An 18,975-nucleotide genomic window follows, 5' to 3' on the forward strand; every position below is an offset into this window, starting at 1 on the left:
TTAACCTTTGACGCGGTTTCTAACGGAATCGGTAAAGTTTCCGTGACACGCTATGATTGTTTTCATGAATTACTGTATGCAATTCACTTCACAACAGGGATTCCAAACATGTCTATGTCTTCTCCTATGCTTTCACGCCGCACTGCCCTTTTGGGTGCGGCAGCACTTCCAATGGCGGCTGCCGCCACATCTGCAAATGCTAGCGCACCTATGCTTGGTCTCGCTCAGGAAAATTTCCGCCGCGTTAAAGTCGGTAATTTCGAGGTCACAACATTGTTGGCGGGCACCCGCCCCGTAGAAGACCCACACAAGATTTTTGGCCTGAATGTGGATGCAGAAACCTTCAATTCTGTTTCTGCCGCTGCTGGCTTATCAACCGCTGCCGCGCAGTTCTTTTTCACGCCGACGGTTGTGAACAACGGCAGCGAATTGGTTCTGTTTGATACAGGTCTGTCTGGCGCGGCAACTGTTCAAGCGCTTGAATCCGCTGGGTACACCGCTGATCAAGTCGATAAAGTTGTCATCACGCACATGCACGGCGATCACATTGGCGGCCTGTCCACGGACGGCACACCGACTTATGCCAATGCGGCCTATGTAACGGGCGCAGTTGAATTTGATGCATGGTCGGGCACCGACAACGAGAACTTTGACGGCAAGGTCGCACCCTTGGCCGAAAAGACGACCATGTTGGATGATGGCGGATCGCCTGCGTCAGGTATCACAGCGATGGCGGCCTTTGGCCACACACCCGGTCACATGGCCTATATGGTTGAAGATAGCGGCACACAGCTGATCATCGGTGCGGACTTTGCAAACCACTATGTGTGGTCACTGGCGCATCCTGAATGGGAAGTGCGTTTTGACATGGACAAAGCTGCTGCCGCTGCGACGCGCAAACGTATGCTGGACATGATGGCCGCGGATCGCACGGCGTTCATCGGCTACCACATGCCATGGCCCGGCATTGGGTATGTGGAAAAGAACGGTGACGGTGGTTACCGCTACGCCGCGCACAGCTATCAATTGATGCTGTAAGCCAGCGGGGGCGGAGGACACCTCCGCCTTACATGGTTGGTTTTAAGAATTGGGCGGAGCGGCAGCTCCGCCTTACAATTTACCCGCAGCGGCCAGCCGATCCCAAGCGTATTTTAGATAGGATCGTTTGAAGCTGTGGCCACCTTTGAAGGTGCAGAATTCCAACACATCCGTGGCTGCATCGGTTTGGCGCGCACAGGTTAAGTCGTCAGACACCGCCGTCGTTTTAATAGGCCCAAATCCACCTTCTTTGCGATAAAACTCCAAAACATCATTCACATCCCCCTGTTTCGTCGATCCAATCCGGCGCCCCGCCAATGGCACGGTTCGGTCTTCGGTTCCGTGGATGTGGATCACATTTGTGGTGCCTTTGCAGGTCGCAGGTGGTCCTTGCCAGAACGTACCGGCCATAGGCGCAAAGCCTGCAAACAGATCGGGGCGATCACAGGCCAATTGCCACGTGACCATGCCACCGGCGGAAAAGCCCGACATCATAATCCGTTTAGGATCGACATGATGACGGCGCGTGACATCGGCCACGACCTTTTCAAAGTAACCAAGTTCGACACGGCCATCGCTGTTGAGATCACTGGGTGCACCGGGAATATCCCAATCATCGCGTGCCGATTTCACCGCGATAAAGGCCAAACCCATATCCGACACCATGCGCCGCAGGTTCTTGTTGCGCATCGTGCCACGGGCCGAGCCGCGATAGCCGTGCGCAAAAACAATCGCCCCGACCGAGGTCGCGCCATCATGCCCGTCAGGTAATGCGATGCGGTAGTGCCGGTTGCCTAGTTCACAATCCGTATCTGGCCCACATGCGTGCGCCGCGCCGGAAATGCCCAGCGCCAAAGCCACGATGACAGAACGAACGAAAGTTTGCGCAACAGGCATCGACGCCCTCCTACTTTTCAAGACAACACCACCATGCGGCCTAGCAGCAAAGGCACAACTCACATCCCTGTGTAGCGCGCCCTATGAAGGGTCACGCCAGCGGTTCACAATGGGGTATCGCCGATCCAACCAAAACGCGCCTTTGGTCAGCCGCGCACCGGGCGCAGACTGAAAGCGCTTGTATTCGCTCAGATAGATCAACTTCTCGATCTTGCGCGCGGTGTCCGCATCAAAGCCCGCTGCAACGCAATCCGCGATCGATCCGTTTTCATCCACCAACAGGGTCAACAACGCGTCCAACTCTGGATAATCCGGCAAGCTGTCGCTGTCTTTCTGATCTTCGCGCAACTCTGCACTTGGGGGCTTGGTGATAATCCGGTCAGGGATCACCTCGCCTGCGTTGCCCATCATCCAATCGCGCTTGTTGGCATTGCGCCAGCGGCAGGTCTCAAACACGCGCGTTTTATACAGGTCTTTGATCGGGTTATAGCCGCCCGCCATATCGCCATAAATCGTAGCATAGCCCACAGCGACTTCGGATTTATTACCAGTGGTCAGCAGCATTTCGCCAAACTTGTTGGATAGGGCCATAAGCAGCAGACCACGTATGCGGCTTTGCACATTTTCTTCGGTCAGGTCGGCCTCAAACCCTTCGAACAAAGGCGCAAGCGTGGATGTCACCGCTGCCCGTGTGTCGGCAATCGGCACGTAATCATAGCGACAACCCAGCGCCTTGGCGCAGGCCTCGGCGTCCTCAAGGCTATGGGGCGAAGTGTACTCAGAGGGCAACATCACACACCGCACATTGTCCGGCCCCAACGCGTCAACAGCGATGGTAGCAACCAAGGCACTGTCCACGCCACCAGACATGCCAAGCAGAACCTTTTTAAAGCCGGTTTTACCGCAATAATCACGCAAAGACGTTACCATCACGCGGTAATCTTGTTCCCATTCGTCCGCATGCGCGGCCTTTTCGCCGTCTTGCACACGCCAGCCATCCGGGCCGTGTTTAAGATCAACATGGGTGACGATTTCATCAAAGGTTGGCAATTGCACTGCCAACTTTCCGCCGGGATTCAACGCAAAACTACCACCATCAAACACTTGGTCGTCCTGCCCACCAACCATATTTAGGTAAATCAACGGCAACCCGGTCTCGACCACACGCGAAACCATGTGATTGATCCGTGTATCAAACTTGCCGCGATAATAGGGCGAACCATTGGGCACCAACAGGAATTCGGCACCCGTTTCAGCCAAAGTTTCAGCCACATCTTCGTGCCACGCATCTTCGCAAATCGGGCTGCCAACGCGGGTGTCGCCAACCGAATAAGGACCACCCAAGGGCCCCGCATCAAAGATCCGCACCTCATCAAACACCGTCTCATTGGGTAAGTGATGCTTTAACAGACGGCTTGCAATCTTACCGCCTTTGCAAATGAGATAGGCGTTAAACAGCGCGTCACCCTCAACCCACGGGCTGCCAATGGCCAAAGCTGGCCCATCAGCGCATTTCACAGCCAAATCTTTAACCGCTTGCATCGCGGCCGCATGAAACACAGGCTTCATCACAAGATCTTGAGCGTTGTAACCCGTGATAAACATCTCTGGCAAAGCAACCAAATCAGCACCCGCCGCCCGCCCGGCCTCCCAAGCATCAAACGCTTTGACAGCGTTGCCAGCAATATCACCCACCGTCGGGTTCAACTGCCCCAAAGTAATGCGGAATGTGTCGGCCATTTGGGCACTCCTTCAACGTCGAACAGGATGTAACAGAAAGCAGGCCCAAGGAAACCCACCCTAAACGCCGCGCCCGCATCTTCTTTGGGTCACAAATACCTCGGGGGGAGTCGCATCCGCGACGGGGGGCTGGCCCCCCTCCTGCATAACATTTGCAATCAAATAGTTAAGGCATTGCCCCTCGCGCGCCCCTGTCTTAACCTCACGGCGCTTGCACAAATCCACAAGCTAACGAATCCGAAAGAGGTTACGCCAATGTCTTTGCGCAGTTTGTTCTTCTGCCTTGCTTTGTTGCCCGGTGCAGCCATGGCACAATCAGGTGATGTGCTCACCAAGCAATATGACGATGGCGGCATCTACGAAGGCACCTTTCGCGGTGGCCTACAACATGGGCAAGGCACCTACCGCCTGCCCAACGGCTATGAATACACGGGCGATTGGGTCGACGGCGAAATCAAAGGGACCGGCAGCGCGCGGTTCCCGAATGGGTCCGTCTACGAAGGCACGTTTTCCAAAGGCAAACCCGACGGATTCGGCAAAATCACATTTGCCGATGGCGGCACCTACGAAGGTGACTGGGCCAGCGGTGCTATCCTTGGCACTGGCGTGGCACTTTATGCCAACGGCGTGCGCTACGAAGGCGAATTCCGCAATGCCAAGCACCACGGCAAGGGTATTATGCAATCGCCCGGTGGCTATGAGTACAAAGGCGACTGGATTGATGGCATCAAACAGGGTGCCGGTATCATTACTTACCCCGACGGTGCCATCTATGACGGGCAAATTGATAATGGCCTGCGCCAAGGCACCGGCACTCTGACCATGCCGGATGGGCTGATTTACGTCGGCCTTTGGAAAGATGGCCAAATCGACGGCCAAGGCACGCTGACCCAGCCCAATGGCGACGTCTATGAGGGTGATCTTGTGTCTGGCCAACGCCAAGGCAAAGGACGGGTTATTTACGCCAATGGCGACATTTATGATGGCGATTTCGCTGATGACCGCCGCCAGGGCGCGGGAACCTTTACAGGCAATGACGGCTATACCTATGTCGGCCAATGGGCCGAAGGACAAATCGAAGGTCAGGGCCGCGTCACCTATCCCGATGGCGCTGTCTACGAAGGTCAATTCAAAGACGACTTGTCTGATGGCAACGGTAAAATCACCTACACCGACGGCTCTACCTACGAAGGCGACTGGGTCGCAGGCGTGATCGAAGGCACTGGCAAAGCCACCTATCCCAACGGCGTTGTCTATGAGGGCGGGTTCAAGAACGCACGCAATGACGGCCAAGGCGTGATGACCTATGCCGATGGTTACCGTTACGAAGGCGCATGGCTGGACGGCCAGCGCCACGGACAAGGCACCGCGACCTATCCCGACGGCACGGTTTATTCTGGCCAATTCGAAGCAGGCCAGCGCCACGGCAAAGGCAAGATCGAAATGGCGTCCGGCTTTGTCTATGACGGCGCGTGGACGCGCGGAGAAATAGACGGACAGGGCACAGCGACCTACGACAACGGCGATATTTATGAAGGCACTTTTAAAGACGGAAAACGCCAAGGTGTCGGCACTATGCGCTATGCCACAGGCGAAGAGGCAACCGGTGAATGGGACAGTGGCGCGCTGAACGAAACCGACGAGGCTGCGGAAACTCCTGAAACCGAAACACCAAGCGACGGCGGTTGATGCGTCCCCTTTGGGCAGTTGCCTTGCTTGGCCTTGCCAGTCCCGCCTATGCGGACTGGCAATTTGTCCAATCTTGGACTGACCCGCTGCAAAACTTTGAAACGCGCGCAGCAACCACGACCAACGACGCGGGCTTTGGCCTGCACCTTTATCGCAATCCCATCGGACGGATTTACGCGTTGCTCACCCTGCCCGACGGCACCGCTGATTTGGTCCGCAACGGCGTCGTTGCCACCCTTACACCCGAAGGCTTTGATGCAAAGCAGATCGAAACCCAAAGCGAACAAGGCCGCATTGTCGAATATGCCATCAGCACAGGACGCATGTTGCGCGACCGGCTGTGGCACGGCCAGGGCGAAGCCCCAGCCTTTGGCACCTTTCACGATCTTCTCGAGGCGCCAAGCCTCAGCGCGACCCTGTCACTGACCACTGGTGAGCAGGTGCAAACAAGTTGGAGCATGGACGGCGCAGCAACCCCTATAGCCCAAGCATTGGGCGTCTCGATGGATGGCGCGGCGGCGGGTTCTGAATGGGAAGACGCCGCATCCCAAGCGCTTTTGGCCGCGATGACCGCTTGCCAGTTCCCTAAGTTGGATGTGCTATGCGTGCAAAAAGTGTCAACTTGCAGCGCAAAGATCAGCGAAGAACGCGATATTGATGCGTTTGAAACGTGTATCGCGGATGACCCTTAAGCGCGCGCTTATCGCTTTGACGGTCATTGTGGCCGGACTTTGGTTGAACAACACATCGCTGTTCGTGCCCATACCGCCCGAACAAACGCCTCGTTTACTGGCACATCGCGGAGTACATCAAATCTATGCCGGTGAGGGGCGCGGAAACGACACATGCACCGCGCAATCCATCGCAGCACCGCAACACGATTTTATCGCAAATACCATTCGGTCCATGCAGGCTGCGTTTGATTTTGGTGCAGATATTGTCGAACTAGACGTGCATTTGACGTCAGACAACACCTTTGCCGTTTTTCACGATTGGACGCTGGATTGCCAAACGAACGGCGCGGGCGTCACGCATAAACAGTCGTTTGAATACCTCAGCACCCTTGATCTGGGATACAGGTACAGCGCTGACGGGCAGACCTTTCCACTGCGTGGGACCGCCATTGGCGAAATGCCAACGCTACAAGGTGTTCTGGACGCAAACCTCGGCGGACAATATCTGATCAATTTCAAAAGCAATCGGGCATCCGAAGGCAGGTATTTAGCGTCAATGTTGGGCACCATTGGGTCCACCACACAAATGTTCGGCGTCTATGGCGGAGCCGCGCCGACGCGTGCCGTCACCGCATTGCGTGGCTTTGACCGACCTGCGCTCAAGAAGTGTCTGCTGCATTATGCATTGATGGGATGGACGGGATATGTGCCCGACGCGTGCCACGCAACGTTGGTTGCCGTCCCAATGGATTATGGCCATTTCTTATGGGGCTGGCCCTACAAATTCACCAAACGCATGAAACACGTAGGAACAGATGTCATTCTTTGGGGGCCTTACGATGGCTCAGGTTTTTCGAGCGGTATTGACGACGCAACCACCCTGTCCCGTGTCCCGGCCCATTTCGATGGCATCCTGTGGACCAACCGGATCGAGGTAATCGGGCCGCTGTTAAAGCCTGCAAACTGACTGCTCAGACCAGCCCGCCTTGATCCATGCGTTCCAAGAACGCCTTTGCCTCTGCCAGCACCGTTTCGCGTTTGGTATCATCCATTCGATCCCACGTGCGGTACATGTTGCCCATCCGCGCATTGTTGGAAAACCGATCGCGGTGGCGGTCCAAAAAGTGCCAATACAACAGGTTAAAAGGGCACGCCCCTTCCCCCGTTTTGACACTGACCTTATAGTGACACCCTTTGCAATAATCCGACATGCGGTTGATGTAAGCCCCTGATGACACATAAGGTTTTGACGCGATGACCCCTCCATCTGCAAACTGCGACATACCAACAACATTGGGCGCCTCGACCCATTCAACCGCGTCTGCGTAAACGGCCAGATACCACTCAGACACCTCGGTCGGATCGATCCCTGCCAGCAACGCAAAGTTACCTGTCACCATAAGGCGTTGGATGTGGTGGGCATATGCCTCTGACTTTGTTTGCCCAACGGCTTTGGAGATGCAGCGCATGTTTGTCTGTGCGCCCCAATAGAAATCCGGCAAATACCGCTGATGGTCCAACGCATTTCGTTGCGCGTATTCTGGCCCCTCGTGGAAATAGATGCCGCGCACATATTCGCGCCATCCGATGACTTGCCGTATGAACCCTTCGGCCGCGTTGATTGGCACGTGGCCCGCCTTCCACGCGTCTTCGACGGCGCGGCAAACCTCAAGTGGGTCAAGCAAGCCGATGTTCAAATAAGGTGACACAAGCGCATGATAAAGGAACTGATTGTCCGCTAGCATTGCGTCCTGATAATCCCCAAACCGCGCAAGCCCGTGACGCACGAAATGCGCCAACGCGTGCTGCGCCTGTTCGCGATCCGTCGCAAACCAGAACGGTCGTAAATCACCAAAATGGTGGCCAAACCGGGCCTCGACCAAATCCAACACATCATTGACGATCTGATCAGGCGTGAATTGCAATGGCCCAGAAAAGGCAACATCTTCGGGGGCTGGTTTGCGATTGTCGTGGTCGTAATTCCACTTGCCCCCCGCAGGCTTGTCGCCATCCATCAACAACCCCGTCTTGCGACGCATATCGCGGTAAAAATACTCCATCCGCAGTGATTTTCGCCCCGCGGCCCATGCCTCAAATTCAGCATGCGAGGCGATGAAACGGTCATCTTCCAAAAGCGTCACATCCAACGGGCAGTTTTCAAGTGCGCCAATCAGGCGAAATTCACCGGGCCGCGTCACGACGACATCAGAGGTGCCAAACTGCGCCGCGCGGCGGATTAACTCGCCCGGTATAGATTGCGTATTTCGCGTATCGTCCAACTCGCAATAGGCAACCTGCCACCCGTTTTCGCGCAAGCGCTTTGCAAACTTACGCATCGATGCAAGGACAAGTGCGATCTTTTTGGGATGGTGCGCAACATAGCTCCCCTCTTCGGCCACCTCGGCCATGACAATCACATCGCGATCCTTGCGCGCCTGACGCAGGGCCCCAATATCCATGCTCAATTGATCCCCAAGGATCAGGATCAGGCGTTTCACCACGGGACACTCGCACCCGAATAATCAAAAAACTGCCCCGTTTGCCCGGCTTGCAAACGACCCATGACGTCGATCAAGTTTTCAGCCGCAACTGAGGGCGAAACAGACGGATGACGGTTCAAATATTGTTCAGTGAACGATGTTGCCACTGTGCCCGGATGCATGGCGACGACCGCCGCGTGCTTGTGCGTGCGCGCCAGTTCAATGGCCGCTGTGTGCACAATCTGGTTCACCGCCGCCTTGGCCGCGCGGTAACTGACCCACCCACCAATACGGTTGTCACCAATCGATCCCACGCGCGCGGACAAAACAGCCAAAACCGACGGCCGTTCCCGCGGCAACAATGCATGCGCATGAGATAAAACCAATGCAGGCCCAATCGCATTTAAAGCAAATTGTTCCGCCATCGCGACAGCGTTTAAGCGCTTAATCGTCTTTTCAGGCGCAGCCCCGCCGATTTCCAAAGCACCTGTCGCGACAATTACGCGATCATACACGCCGCGCCCTGACAAATGGGCCGCGATAGACATTTCATCCGTCACATCAAACCCATCGCCTGAACGCGACAGACGATCCACCTGCGCCCCTCGTGTCTCAAACCCACGCGCAAGGGCCGATCCGATCCCGCCGGATGCCCCAATAATTAATACCTGTTCCATACAACCTCACCTAGATCACACAGACGGACAAACCACCTTCATTGTTCCATAAATATGCAAATCCACTGTTCATACAAAAACCACCCTTCCCATTTAATCAACGCACGGTATAACTGCGCACATGACACAGGCCACACATACCCTCGACGCACGCCTTTTGGGCGCGTTGTTGCGTGACCTACTGCTCCTAACCCGCCTCTGAGCGCAGCCAGTTGGCGCGCCCGCTCAGAGGATAGCCCGCGCGCCCAAGGCTTCAGGAACAGCACTCAAAAAGAGATACCAAAATGACCCAAGACGACAAAACCCAAGACCGCGTTGTCATTTTTGACACCACCCTGCGCGACGGCGAACAGTCCCCTGGCGCGACCATGACCCACGCAGAAAAGCTTGAAATCGCCGGACTGCTGGATGACATGGGCGTCGATATTATCGAAGCCGGGTTTCCCATCGCCTCCGAAGGCGATTTTAACGCCGTCAGCGAGATCGCCAAAAACGCCAACACGTCCGTGATTTGCGGGCTTGCCCGCGCCCAGCTTGGCGATATCGATCGCTGTTGGGAAGCGGTCAAGCACGCGAAAAAACCACGCATTCACACGTTTATCGGCACCTCGCCGCTGCACCGCGCCATTCCCAACCTGACGATGGATGAGATGGCCGAACGGATCGAACAAACCGTCACCCACGCGCGCAACCTGTGTGACAACGTGCAATGGTCGCCCATGGACGCCACACGCACCGAACTTGATTATCTGTACCGCGTGGTCGAAATCGCGATCAAAGCGGGCGCCACCACGATCAACATCCCCGACACCGTTGGGTATACGGCACCACGCGAAAGTGCCGACTTGATCTCCAAGCTGCTCGAAAATGTGCCCGGCGCGGATGAAATCGTCTTTGCCACGCACTGTCACAACGATCTAGGCATGGCGACGGCAAACAGCCTTGCCGCCGTCGAAGCAGGCGCGCGTCAGATCGAATGCACAATCAACGGCCTTGGTGAACGCGCAGGCAACACAGCGTTGGAAGAGGTCGTGATGGCCCTGAAGGTGCGCAACGACATCATGCCGTTCCGCACTGGCATCGACAGCACCAAGATCATGAATATCTCGCGCCGTGTCGCGACCGTCAGCGGCTTTCCGGTGCAATTCAACAAGGCCATCGTTGGCAAGAACGCCTTTGCTCATGAGTCCGGCATCCACCAAGACGGCATGTTAAAGAACGCGGAAACGTTTGAAATCATGCGCCCCGAAGATGTTGGTCTGACAGAAACCAATATCGTCATGGGCAAACATTCAGGCCGCGCGGCGCTGCGCTCCAAACTCGAAGACCTCGGGTTTGAACTGGGCGACAACCAATTGAAAGACGTCTTTGTACGCTTCAAAGCATTGGCCGATCGCAAAAAGGAAATCTACGAAGATGACCTGATCGCACTGATGCGCACCAGCACCGATGCCGAAGAAGACCGGATCAAGCTGGTGTCTTTGCGTGTCGTTTGCGGGACCGAAGGACCGCAAGAGGCGCAAATGACACTGAACATCGATGGGGCGGACGAAAGCACCACTCAAACTGGCGATGGCCCAGTGGACGCATCGTTTAACTGCATCAAAACACTGATCGAACATTCCGCCCGCCTACAGCTGTACCAAGTGCACGCCGTGACCGAAGGCACGGATGCACAAGCGACTGTGTCGGTGCGAATGGAGGAAGACGGGCGCATCGTCACAGGCCAATCCGCCGATACGGACACGGTCGTGGCCAGCACACGCGCCTATATTCACGCATTGAACCGTCTGCTTGTACGCCGCGAAAAAACGGGCAAAGACACCCCGGAAGTCAGCTACAAAGACGTCAACTGATGTCAGCGGTGCGCGCCACACGCGCACCGCCTTTTACGCAAGTCTTCAGCTGTCTGCGTCAAAAATCAAACGCATCGTTACTGGAACAGCGCGACTGATGATCGGCAGATCTGCCAATTCTTTTAGTTTATCCACGCCCCCATCAATTCCAGCATCCGCAGTGGTCAGAAAGATCATGCTATCCGTGGTCACCAGCACTTTGTCTGTCGCCAAACGCAACACAAACAGGTCGCCAAAAAGGTCCACCTCATTGCCGATCAAGCTGACAACACCGTCTGCCTCGATCACCGTGCTATCGCCAACTCCAAGGGTTTCCAAAGCGCCCATATCGATCTGGGCTGTCACTGTGGCGCGCGGTGCATTCTTAAAAACAAATTCCATCATGCGTTCGTTGCGGATGTCGATGTTGGTCTCGACGGATGACAGATCAATGCCAAGCGTCACAGTCCCATCTTCAGCAACCGCGCCGTCGATAGATTTGAAGCTGTGCACCTCACCAAGATCGTTAAACTTGATCGACCCAAACGCCAGCTTGGACGCGCTAGATTCCAGCGTCCATGTCTGGGCTTGCGCACTTGCAGCGGCCAGCACCAAACCAAACCCGAAAGCGGCATTGCGTAACATTTTCATAAAAACCTCCCTAACTTCATTGCAGAACCCGAACCGGGTCCCTTCATGGTATAAACGGCTCAAGGTCGGAACTTATTCACGTCTCTTACAAAAAAACTTCAACTCCGTGGGGTTATTGGCGGCAGACCGCACATAACCGTCCGCTTTCCACCCTTTCGCCCCTCTAAACTCGCGCCTATAACACGAGCGCCCGCGCCTTGTTCCGAGTCGCGGGCCTCAATTTCTTGCGGCCAACAAAAGACAGGATGTACGGGCATGTCGATATTCGGAAATTTGCGCGGATTGTTCTCGTCTGATATGGCGATTGATCTCGGAACGGCCAACACTCTTATCTACGTCAAAGGCAAAGGTGTCGTGCTGTCAGAGCCTTCGGTTGTGGCTTACCACATCAAGGAAGGCGTGAAAAAAGTGCTGGCCGTGGGCGAAGATGCAAAGTTGATGTTGGGCCGCACGCCCGGCTCGATCGAGGCGATCCGCCCGATGCGCGAAGGGGTCATTGCCGACTTTGATACCGCCGAAGAGATGATCAAACATTTCATCCGAAAGGTTCACAAACGGTCGACCTTTTCCAAGCCCAAGATCATCGTGTGCGTTCCGCATGGCGCAACACCTGTTGAAAAACGTGCGATCCGTCAGTCGGTGTTGTCTGCCGGAGCACGCCGTGCCGGCCTAATTGCCGAACCGATCGCAGCGGCCATCGGCGCGGGCATGCCCATCACCGACCCAACCGGCAACATGGTTGTGGATATCGGCGGCGGGACAACCGAAGTCGCAGTTCTGTCCCTTGGCGACATCGTTTACGCGCGATCCGTGCGCGTCGGTGGTGACCGCATGGACGAGGCCATCATTTCCTATTTGCGCCGACAGCAGAACCTGTTGGTGGGTGAAACCACCGCCGAACGGATCAAAACATCCATCGGCACAGCGCGCATGCCCGATGATGGCCGTGGCACCTCGATGCAAATTCGGGGCCGCGACCTACTGAATGGCGTACCAAAAGAAATCGAAGTCACCCAAGCACAAATCGCCGAAGCCCTTGCCGAACCCGTGCAACAAATCTGCGAAGCCGTGATGACCGCCCTAGAAACCACGCCGCCGGACCTTGCGGCCGATATCGTGGACCGCGGCGTGATGCTGACAGGTGGCGGGGCGCTGTTGGGCGATCTGGATTTAGCCCTGCGCGAGCAGACCGGCCTTGCGGTATCTATCGCCGACGAATCGCTGAACTGCGTCGCGCTTGGCACCGGCAAGGCGCTGGAATTTGAAAAACAATTGCGCCATGCGATCGATTACGACAGTTAACAGCCCGGCAACAGACTGTTGACTTGCCCCAACGGGGCAAATCGCCGACCATATAGCGACCCGACTTAAGGTGAGACGCCCTTGGCCAAGGACCGCAACACTGTTGACTATGGTGGCCCGCTTCGGCGGCTGATTTTTGCTGTCATGGTCTTGGCTTTGTCGGCTGTGTTTTTGTTGTGGCGGATCGATAGCCCACGGGTCGAACGGTTCCGTGCGCAGGTGACGGACACCATCGTGCCCAACATGGAGTGGGCCATGGCCCCGGTGACCGGCACTGTTAATCTGATCCGCGACTTTCAAAGCTATAACCGGATCGCGGAACAGAACACCGAACTGCGCCGCGAATTGCGCCAGATGGAAGCTTGGAAAGAAGCCGCCCTACAATTGGAACAGGAAAACGCGCGGCTGTTGGATTTGAATAACGTGCGCCTTGACCCACGCCTGACCTATATCACGGGCGTTGTTCTGGCCGATTCTGGTTCTCCGTTCCGACAGTCGGTGCTGCTGAATGTCGGTGCACGTGATGGCATTGTCGAAGGATGGGCGACGATGGACGGGATCGGCCTTGTGGGTCGCATTTCGGGGGTCGCACAAAATACGGCCCGGGTCATTTTGGTCACCGACGCTTCCAGCCGCATCCCGGCGGTCATCCAACCATCAGGGCAGCGCGCCATCGTGGCGGGTGACAACTCGGCCGCGCCGCCTATTGATTTTCTGGAAAACCCCGACCTTGTACGCCCCGGCGACCGTGTTGTGACCAGCGGCGATGGCGGTGTTTTCCCTGCTGGTTTGCTGCTGGGCCAAGTCGCCGCTGACCCCGGTGGGCGGCTGCGTGTGCGCTTGGCCGCCGATTATGAACGGTTGGAATTTTTGCGCGTGTTGCGCCATTATGGCAACGAACCCGTGTCGGACGAAAATGACGTTCTTGGCCCCGATGCAAGCGCTTTGCCCCCAGAGCTAAGCGAGGTGACGCAATGAGCGATCACGCCTCCTCGCGGCTTTGGGTGATGCGCGCTGGCTTTGCATTGTTGATGTTGACGATCCTGTTCTTTCACCTTTTGCCACTGCAAACCTCGACTGGCGGCTTGATCTGGCCCGACTTTACGCTGTGCTTTGCCTTTGCATGGAGCGTGCGGCGCCCCGAATATGTTCCGCCATTGTTGCTGGCCGGGGCCTTTTTGTTGACGGATCTTTTGCTGCAACGCCCACCGGGGTTGTGGGCCGTGCTGGCATTGATCGCCAGTGAAAACCTTAAGGGGCAATCTCGCGGACTGCGGGATGCGACCCTGATGGCCGAAATCGCATCCGTCGCCATTTGGATCATCGGCATCGCAGTCGCTTACCGCGTCGTTCATGCCGTTCTTTTGATCGATGCACCTGCCTTTGGGCCGCTGCTTTTGCAAGCGGTTGCGACTATCATCGCCTATCCACTGGTGATCGCGATCACCCATGGTGTGTTGGGCGTGCGCAAGGCGGCGCCAGACGAACTTGGTGGCAAAGGAGTACGTTCGTGAAACGCCCCCGTCAGGATGTCGAAGCCAGCCACCGGCTGATTTCGCGACGCGCTGCGATTTTGGGCGGCGTGCAGTTGGCTTTTGTTGGCGGACTTGGTGCGCGCATGCAGTTTCTGCAAGTTGACCAAGCCGACCAATTTCGCCTGTTGGCCGAAGAAAACCGCATCAATATCCGCATCATCCCCCCCGCCCGTGGCGAGGTGTTTGACCGCAATGGCGTGCCGCTTGCCCGCAATGTGCCCAGCTATCGCATCGTGGCCGTGCGCGAAGATGCCGGCGACATCGAAGAAGTGCTTTCGCGTCTTGGCAGAGTCGTCGCATTGAATGAAGAAGAAATCGAACGCGCAAAGGCCGAGATGAAACGCTCTGCCCCTTTCTTGCCCGTCACGGTCGCGGACGAGGTCACATGGGACGACCTTAGCCGCGTCAGCGTCAACGCCCCCGCTTTGCCCGGCGTCACACCCGAGGTGGGATTGACCCGCGTTTACCCGTTTGGGTCGGACTATGCCCATGTGTTGGGCTATGTTGGCCCGGTCAGCGACTACGACCTTGATCGCCTAGAAGACCCCGACCAGTTGCTTCGCATCCCCCGGTTCCAGATTGGCAAAGTCGGTGTCGAGGCCAAGGCCGAAACACTGTTGCGTGGCAAAGGCGGTGCCAAACGCGTCGAAGTGAACGCCACAGGTCGCGTCATGCGCGAATTGGACCGCCGCGAAGGGACACAAGGCGCTGATCTGCAACTGACAATCGACTCAGGTTTGCAAAGCTACGTTCAGGCTCGTTTGTTGAATGAAAGTGCCAGCGCCGTTGTCATGGACGTGACAAATGGCGATTTGCTCGCCATCGCATCGGCGCCGACCTATGATCCCAACCTGTTCGTGGGCGGTATTTCGACCACGGATTATAACGGGCTGTTAAACAACAAATTCCGCCCTCTGGCCTCAAAGACAGTGCAGGGCGCTTACCCGCCGGGATCGACGTTCAAAATGATGACGGCGATGGCCGCCTTGGAAGAAGGGCTGATCGGCACCGACGACACGGTCCATTGCCCCGGCCACTTGGAAGTCTCTGGGCGCAAATTCCACTGCTGGAAGCGCGCCGGGCACGGATGGGTCGATCTGCAAAACTCGCTCAAACAATCTTGCGACGTCTATTACTATGATTTGGCGCTTAAGGTTGGCATCGAAAAGATCACGGCCATGGCCAACCGTTTTGGATTGGGCGTTCGGCACGATGTCCCGATGTCTGCAGTGACCCAAGGGCTAACACCGACCAAGGACTGGAAGCAGCGCACGCACAGCCAAGATTGGGTGATTGGGGATACGGTTAACGCCTCTATTGGCCAAGGCTATATGCTCGCCTCGCCCTTGCAACTGGCCGTGATGACGGCGCGACTGGCAAGCGGAAACAACGTCTCACCCCGGTTGATCAAATCAGTGGAGAGCATCGAACAGGCGTCGGGTGGTGGGGTCAGCATGGGCATGAACGAAAACAACCTGCGCAAGATGCGACGTGCGATGTTCGACGTGGTCAATGACCGACGTGGCACGGCCTATGGCAGCCGCATCATCGCTGAAAACATGCGCATGGCGGGCAAGACGGGCACGTCACAGGTGCGCAACATCAGCGCAGCTGAACGCGCACGCGGCGTGACGCGCAACGCTGACCTGCCTTGGGAACGCCGCGATCACGCTTTGTTTGTGAACTTTGCGCCGTTTGATAATCCGAAATATGCCGTTGCCGTGGTGGTTGAACATGGCGGGGGCGGGTCCGTCGCCGCGGCGCCAATCGCACGAGACATCACACTGCAAGCGCTTTACGGGGGCGAACCGCCGCTTGAATCCTATCCCACCAAGGATCGTGGCCGCGTGCGCGAACAACAACGCGTGCTGCGCAATATCGAACCCATCGCCAATATCGACGGCAAGGATCAAGCATGAGCTATCTTGAGTATAATGCCAAATATGTGCCCACTGGGCTGCGTAAAATCCTGTTCTTAAACTGGCCTTTGGCTCTTTTGTTGGCGGCGGTTGCTGGGGTTGGGTTTCTGATGCTTTTTTCGGTAGCCGGTGGGTCCTTTACCCCTTGGGCCGAGCCGCAAATGAAACGCTTTGCCGTTGGGTTCATCTTGATGGTGATGATCGCCATGGTGCCCTCTTGGTTCTGGCGGAACATGGCATCGGTTGCCTATCTAGGATCCGTTTTGCTGCTTCTGGCCGTTGAATTTTTTGGTTCTGTTGGAATGGGTGCGCAACGGTGGATTGATCTGGGGTTCTTTAGGCTTCAACCATCCGAACTGATGAAGGTCACGTTGGTGCTGATGCTGGCCGCCTATTACGACTGGCTGCCCAATGCACGCAAATCGCGCCCTCTTTGGGTGCTGCTGCCAGTGGTGTTGATCCTCATACCCACGGCCCTCGTGCTAAGACAACCCGACCTTGGGACGTCGATCCTGTTGATGGCAGCGGGCGGCGGGCTGATGTTTTTGGCGGGCGTTCATTGGGCTTATTTCGCAGCCGTGATTGCGGCAGGGGCCGGGCTGATTACCGCAGTTCTGAAATCGCGCGGTGCGGATTGGCAGCTGTTAAAGGACTATCAGTTCCGGCGGATCGACACGTTTCTTGACCCTTCCTCAGATCCACTCGGGGCGGGTTATCACATCACCCAATCAAAGATCGCGTTGGGGTCCGGTGGGTGGACCGGACGCGGGTTTATGCAAGGCACGCAAAGTCGTCTGAACTTTTTGCCGGAGAAACATACCGACTTTATATTTACCACGCTGGCCGAAGAGTTCGGCTTTGTTGGCGCTTTCTCTCTCTTGGCGCTTTATGCGCTGATTATCTTGTTTTGTGTTGTCTCTGCCGTGGCGAATAAGGACCGTTTTTCATCGCTGCTCACGTTGGGAATCGCGCTGAACTTTTTCCTATTCTTCGCGGTGAATATGTCGATGGTCATGGGCCTTGCCCCCGTGGTCGGTGTGCCATTGCCGTTGGTCAGCTATGGCGGGTCAGCCATGCTGGTTCTCATGCTTGCCTTTGGTTTAGCCCAAAGCGCACACGTCCACCGACCGCGTTAAAGGAAATTTCATGGCCCTGTTTCACCTCGCTTTCAACGTTCGCGATCTGGACGAAACACGCGCCTTCTACGCAGGGCTTTTGGGTTGCATCGAAGGGCGCAGTACCGACACATGGGTCGATTTCAACTTCTTTGGGCACCAGTTGTCCTGCCATCTGGGCACACCTTTTGCATCTGCCCCGACGGGCAAAGTTGGGGATCAAGATGTGCCTATGCCTCACTTTGGGGCCGTATTGGCGATGGGCGACTGGCAGGCTTTGGCCGAAAAATTGACCGCAGCCAATGTAAATTTCATCCTAGCCCCGCAAGTGCGGTTCGAGGGGCTGCCGGGCGAACAAAGCACCATGTTCTTCACCGATCCCACAGGAAATCCGATCGAGATTAAGGGCATGGGTGACCTTAACGCGGCCTTTGCCACATGAGTGTGAATGTTCTGTTTGCCGCCAAGCCGGATCGCTGGGTCGAATATGAAAAACCGCTGCGCGATGCCATCGCGGCCCGTGGGATCACCGCCCATATCGCAATGGATATTCCCGCCGATCAGGTCGACTACATTGTCTATGCGCCCAACTCCGAGGTCAAAGACTTTGCGCCCTTCACCCGCGCCAAGGCGGTGCTTAACCTGTGGGCCGGGGTCGAAGCCATCGTTGGCAACCCCACGCTACACCTGCCGCTCACGCGGATGGTGGACCCGGCGTTGACACAAGGCATGATCGAATGGGTTACCGGCCACATCCTGCGCCTGCATTTGGGTATGGATGCCCATATCTCTGCGACGCCCGGCACGTGGGAACCCAAAGCACCACCGTTGGCATTTGACACCCGTGTGACTGTGCTGGGCCTTGGAGAATTGGGCACAGCCTGCGCGGCGGCATTGGCAGGTTTGGATTTTCAGGTCACAGGGTGGAGTCGGTCGCAAAAACAGATCGACGGCATAGCGTGCCTGTCAGGTGCGCAGGGTTTGGACAAAGCCCTGTCCCGCGCCGACTATTGCGTTTTGTTGTTGCCCAGCACGGCGGCAACCGAAAACGTTCTAGACGAACGAGCGCTTGCTTTGATGCCCAAAGGCGCACGCATCCTGAACCCCGGGCGTGGACCGTTGATTGACGATACAGCTTTGCTTGCCGCGCTTGAGACGAACCAGATCGACCACGCGACGCTCGATGTATTTCGTGTGGAACCGTTGCCACAAGAACACCCCTACTGGACGCACGCAAAAGTCACAGTGACGCCCCACGTTGCGTCAGAAACCCGCGCGGCCTACTCGGCAAAAACCATTGCTGAAAACATCCGTCGGGGAGAGACCGGCGCACCATTCCTACACTTGGTAGACCCCAACGCAGGATACTGACGGCGCCGGAAACCGATCACGGTTTCCGGTACGTTTTCCGATATCGGAAAAC

The 18,975-nt window shown here is 56.4% G+C and carries 17 protein-coding genes; 12 read left to right on the forward strand and 5 right to left on the reverse strand.

Going from position 1 to position 18,975, the window contains the following annotated elements:
• Positions 1–114: 114 nt before the first annotated feature.
• Entirely contained in the window at positions 115–1,038 is a 924-nt protein-coding gene (locus ABJF76_RS05815; protein ID WP_413822300.1) for an MBL fold metallo-hydrolase, read from the forward strand.
• 72 nt (positions 1,039–1,110) lie between these two features.
• On the opposite strand, the gene ABJF76_RS05820 is transcribed toward ABJF76_RS05815, so the two are convergent.
• Positions 1,111–1,935, reverse strand: coding sequence for an alpha/beta hydrolase family esterase (locus tag ABJF76_RS05820; RefSeq protein WP_413822043.1), 825 nt, complete (start codon positions 1,933–1,935; stop codon positions 1,111–1,113).
• Between the two features lie 81 nt (positions 1,936–2,016).
• The gene (locus ABJF76_RS05825; RefSeq protein ID WP_413822042.1) at positions 2,017–3,675 is read right to left on the reverse strand and encodes an NAD+ synthase; all 1,659 of its coding nucleotides are present in this window, start codon (positions 3,673–3,675) and stop codon (positions 2,017–2,019) included.
• A gap of 255 nt (positions 3,676–3,930) precedes the next feature.
• Here ABJF76_RS05825 and ABJF76_RS05830 point away from each other — a divergent pair, with 255 nt between their 5' ends.
• Genes ABJF76_RS05830 through ABJF76_RS05840 form a run of 3 tightly spaced genes read left to right on the forward strand, consistent with a single transcriptional unit; the run spans position 3,931 to position 7,005 of the window.
• The gene (locus tag ABJF76_RS05830; protein WP_413822041.1) at positions 3,931–5,364 is read left to right on the forward strand and encodes an MORN repeat-containing protein; all 1,434 of its coding nucleotides are present in this window, start codon (positions 3,931–3,933) and stop codon (positions 5,362–5,364) included.
• Complete coding sequence (locus ABJF76_RS05835; protein WP_413822040.1) at positions 5,364–6,056, forward strand: hypothetical protein; 693 nt, start codon at positions 5,364–5,366, stop codon at positions 6,054–6,056. The genes ABJF76_RS05830 and ABJF76_RS05835 overlap by 1 nt, the downstream gene beginning before the upstream one ends.
• Complete coding sequence (locus tag ABJF76_RS05840) at positions 6,022–7,005, forward strand: glycerophosphodiester phosphodiesterase family protein (protein ID WP_413822039.1); 984 nt, start codon at positions 6,022–6,024, stop codon at positions 7,003–7,005. The genes ABJF76_RS05835 and ABJF76_RS05840 overlap by 35 nt, the downstream gene beginning before the upstream one ends.
• A 4-nt stretch (positions 7,006–7,009) precedes the next feature.
• On the opposite strand, the gene ABJF76_RS05845 is transcribed toward ABJF76_RS05840, so the two are convergent.
• A complete protein-coding gene (locus tag ABJF76_RS05845; RefSeq protein ID WP_413822038.1) occupies positions 7,010–8,539 on the reverse strand; it encodes a cryptochrome/photolyase family protein in 1,530 nt (509 codons plus the stop codon).
• The gene (locus ABJF76_RS05850) at positions 8,533–9,195 is read right to left on the reverse strand and encodes an SDR family NAD(P)-dependent oxidoreductase (RefSeq protein WP_413822037.1); all 663 of its coding nucleotides are present in this window, start codon (positions 9,193–9,195) and stop codon (positions 8,533–8,535) included. The genes ABJF76_RS05845 and ABJF76_RS05850 overlap by 7 nt, the downstream gene beginning before the upstream one ends.
• A 284-nt stretch (positions 9,196–9,479) precedes the next feature.
• On the opposite strand from ABJF76_RS05850, the gene ABJF76_RS05855 reads away from it, so the two are divergent.
• A complete protein-coding gene (locus ABJF76_RS05855; protein WP_413822036.1) occupies positions 9,480–11,051 on the forward strand; it encodes a 2-isopropylmalate synthase in 1,572 nt (523 codons plus the stop codon).
• 45 nt (positions 11,052–11,096) lie between these two features.
• On the opposite strand, the gene ABJF76_RS05860 is transcribed toward ABJF76_RS05855, so the two are convergent.
• Positions 11,097–11,681, reverse strand: a complete 585-nt coding sequence (locus ABJF76_RS05860; protein ID WP_413822035.1) for a YceI family protein — start codon at positions 11,679–11,681, stop codon at positions 11,097–11,099.
• 255 nt (positions 11,682–11,936) lie between these two features.
• Here ABJF76_RS05860 and ABJF76_RS05865 point away from each other — a divergent pair, with 255 nt between their 5' ends.
• The 7 genes from ABJF76_RS05865 to ABJF76_RS05895 all read left to right on the forward strand — a co-directional run bounded on the left by ABJF76_RS05865 (position 11,937) and on the right by ABJF76_RS05895 (position 18,923).
• Positions 11,937–12,983 (forward strand): rod shape-determining protein, encoded by a 1,047-nt coding sequence (locus ABJF76_RS05865; protein ID WP_413822034.1) that lies wholly within the window; start codon positions 11,937–11,939, stop codon positions 12,981–12,983.
• 81 nt (positions 12,984–13,064) lie between these two features.
• Positions 13,065–13,961, forward strand: a complete 897-nt coding sequence (gene mreC, locus ABJF76_RS05870; protein WP_413822033.1) for a rod shape-determining protein MreC — start codon at positions 13,065–13,067, stop codon at positions 13,959–13,961.
• Positions 13,958–14,497, forward strand: a complete 540-nt coding sequence (locus ABJF76_RS05875) for a rod shape-determining protein MreD (protein WP_413822032.1) — start codon at positions 13,958–13,960, stop codon at positions 14,495–14,497. The genes mreC and ABJF76_RS05875 overlap by 4 nt, the downstream gene beginning before the upstream one ends.
• Positions 14,494–16,437 carry a penicillin-binding protein 2 gene (mrdA, locus tag ABJF76_RS05880; protein WP_413822031.1) on the forward strand — a complete coding sequence of 648 codons (1,944 nt, stop codon included), beginning with the start codon at positions 14,494–14,496 and terminating at the stop codon, positions 16,435–16,437. The genes ABJF76_RS05875 and mrdA overlap by 4 nt, the downstream gene beginning before the upstream one ends.
• Positions 16,434–17,573 (forward strand): rod shape-determining protein RodA, encoded by a 1,140-nt coding sequence (gene rodA / locus ABJF76_RS05885; protein ID WP_413822030.1) that lies wholly within the window; start codon positions 16,434–16,436, stop codon positions 17,571–17,573. Before mrdA ends, rodA begins: the two co-directional genes overlap by 4 nt.
• A 10-nt stretch (positions 17,574–17,583) precedes the next feature.
• Positions 17,584–17,994: a VOC family protein gene (locus ABJF76_RS05890; protein ID WP_413822029.1), complete on the forward strand. Its 411-nt coding sequence runs from the start codon at positions 17,584–17,586 to the stop codon at positions 17,992–17,994.
• Positions 17,991–18,923 carry a 2-hydroxyacid dehydrogenase gene (locus ABJF76_RS05895; protein ID WP_413822028.1) on the forward strand — a complete coding sequence of 311 codons (933 nt, stop codon included), beginning with the start codon at positions 17,991–17,993 and terminating at the stop codon, positions 18,921–18,923. The genes ABJF76_RS05890 and ABJF76_RS05895 overlap by 4 nt, the downstream gene beginning before the upstream one ends.
• Positions 18,924–18,975: the final 52 nt, after the last annotated feature.

The organism is Tateyamaria sp. (genome assembly GCF_039940735.1).
Taxonomy (GTDB): Bacteria; Pseudomonadota; Alphaproteobacteria; order Rhodobacterales; family Rhodobacteraceae; genus Tateyamaria.

Excerpts from the sequence above, each read along its gene's own strand:
- ABJF76_RS05815 (WP_413822300.1), top strand. The coding sequence starts at position 115 with ATGTCTTCTCCTATGCTTTCACGCCGCACTGCCCTTTTGGGTGCGGCA.
- ABJF76_RS05820 (WP_413822043.1), bottom strand. The coding sequence starts at position 1,935 with ATGCCTGTTGCGCAAACTTTCGTTCGTTCTGTCATCGTGGCTTTGGCG.
- ABJF76_RS05825 (WP_413822042.1), bottom strand. The coding sequence starts at position 3,675 with ATGGCCGACACATTCCGCATTACTTTGGGGCAGTTGAACCCGACGGTG.
- ABJF76_RS05830 (WP_413822041.1), top strand. The coding sequence starts at position 3,931 with ATGTCTTTGCGCAGTTTGTTCTTCTGCCTTGCTTTGTTGCCCGGTGCA.
- ABJF76_RS05835 (WP_413822040.1), top strand. The coding sequence starts at position 5,364 with ATGCGTCCCCTTTGGGCAGTTGCCTTGCTTGGCCTTGCCAGTCCCGCC.
- ABJF76_RS05840 (WP_413822039.1), top strand. The coding sequence starts at position 6,022 with ATGCGTTTGAAACGTGTATCGCGGATGACCCTTAAGCGCGCGCTTATC.
- ABJF76_RS05850 (WP_413822037.1), bottom strand. The coding sequence starts at position 9,195 with ATGGAACAGGTATTAATTATTGGGGCATCCGGCGGGATCGGATCGGCC.
- ABJF76_RS05855 (WP_413822036.1), top strand. The coding sequence starts at position 9,480 with ATGACCCAAGACGACAAAACCCAAGACCGCGTTGTCATTTTTGACACC.
- ABJF76_RS05860 (WP_413822035.1), bottom strand. The coding sequence starts at position 11,681 with ATGAAAATGTTACGCAATGCCGCTTTCGGGTTTGGTTTGGTGCTGGCC.
- ABJF76_RS05865 (WP_413822034.1), top strand. The coding sequence starts at position 11,937 with ATGTCGATATTCGGAAATTTGCGCGGATTGTTCTCGTCTGATATGGCG.
- ABJF76_RS05875 (WP_413822032.1), top strand. The coding sequence starts at position 13,958 with ATGAGCGATCACGCCTCCTCGCGGCTTTGGGTGATGCGCGCTGGCTTT.
- rodA (WP_413822030.1), top strand. The coding sequence starts at position 16,434 with ATGAGCTATCTTGAGTATAATGCCAAATATGTGCCCACTGGGCTGCGT.
- ABJF76_RS05890 (WP_413822029.1), top strand. The coding sequence starts at position 17,584 with ATGGCCCTGTTTCACCTCGCTTTCAACGTTCGCGATCTGGACGAAACA.
- ABJF76_RS05895 (WP_413822028.1), top strand. The coding sequence starts at position 17,991 with ATGAGTGTGAATGTTCTGTTTGCCGCCAAGCCGGATCGCTGGGTCGAA.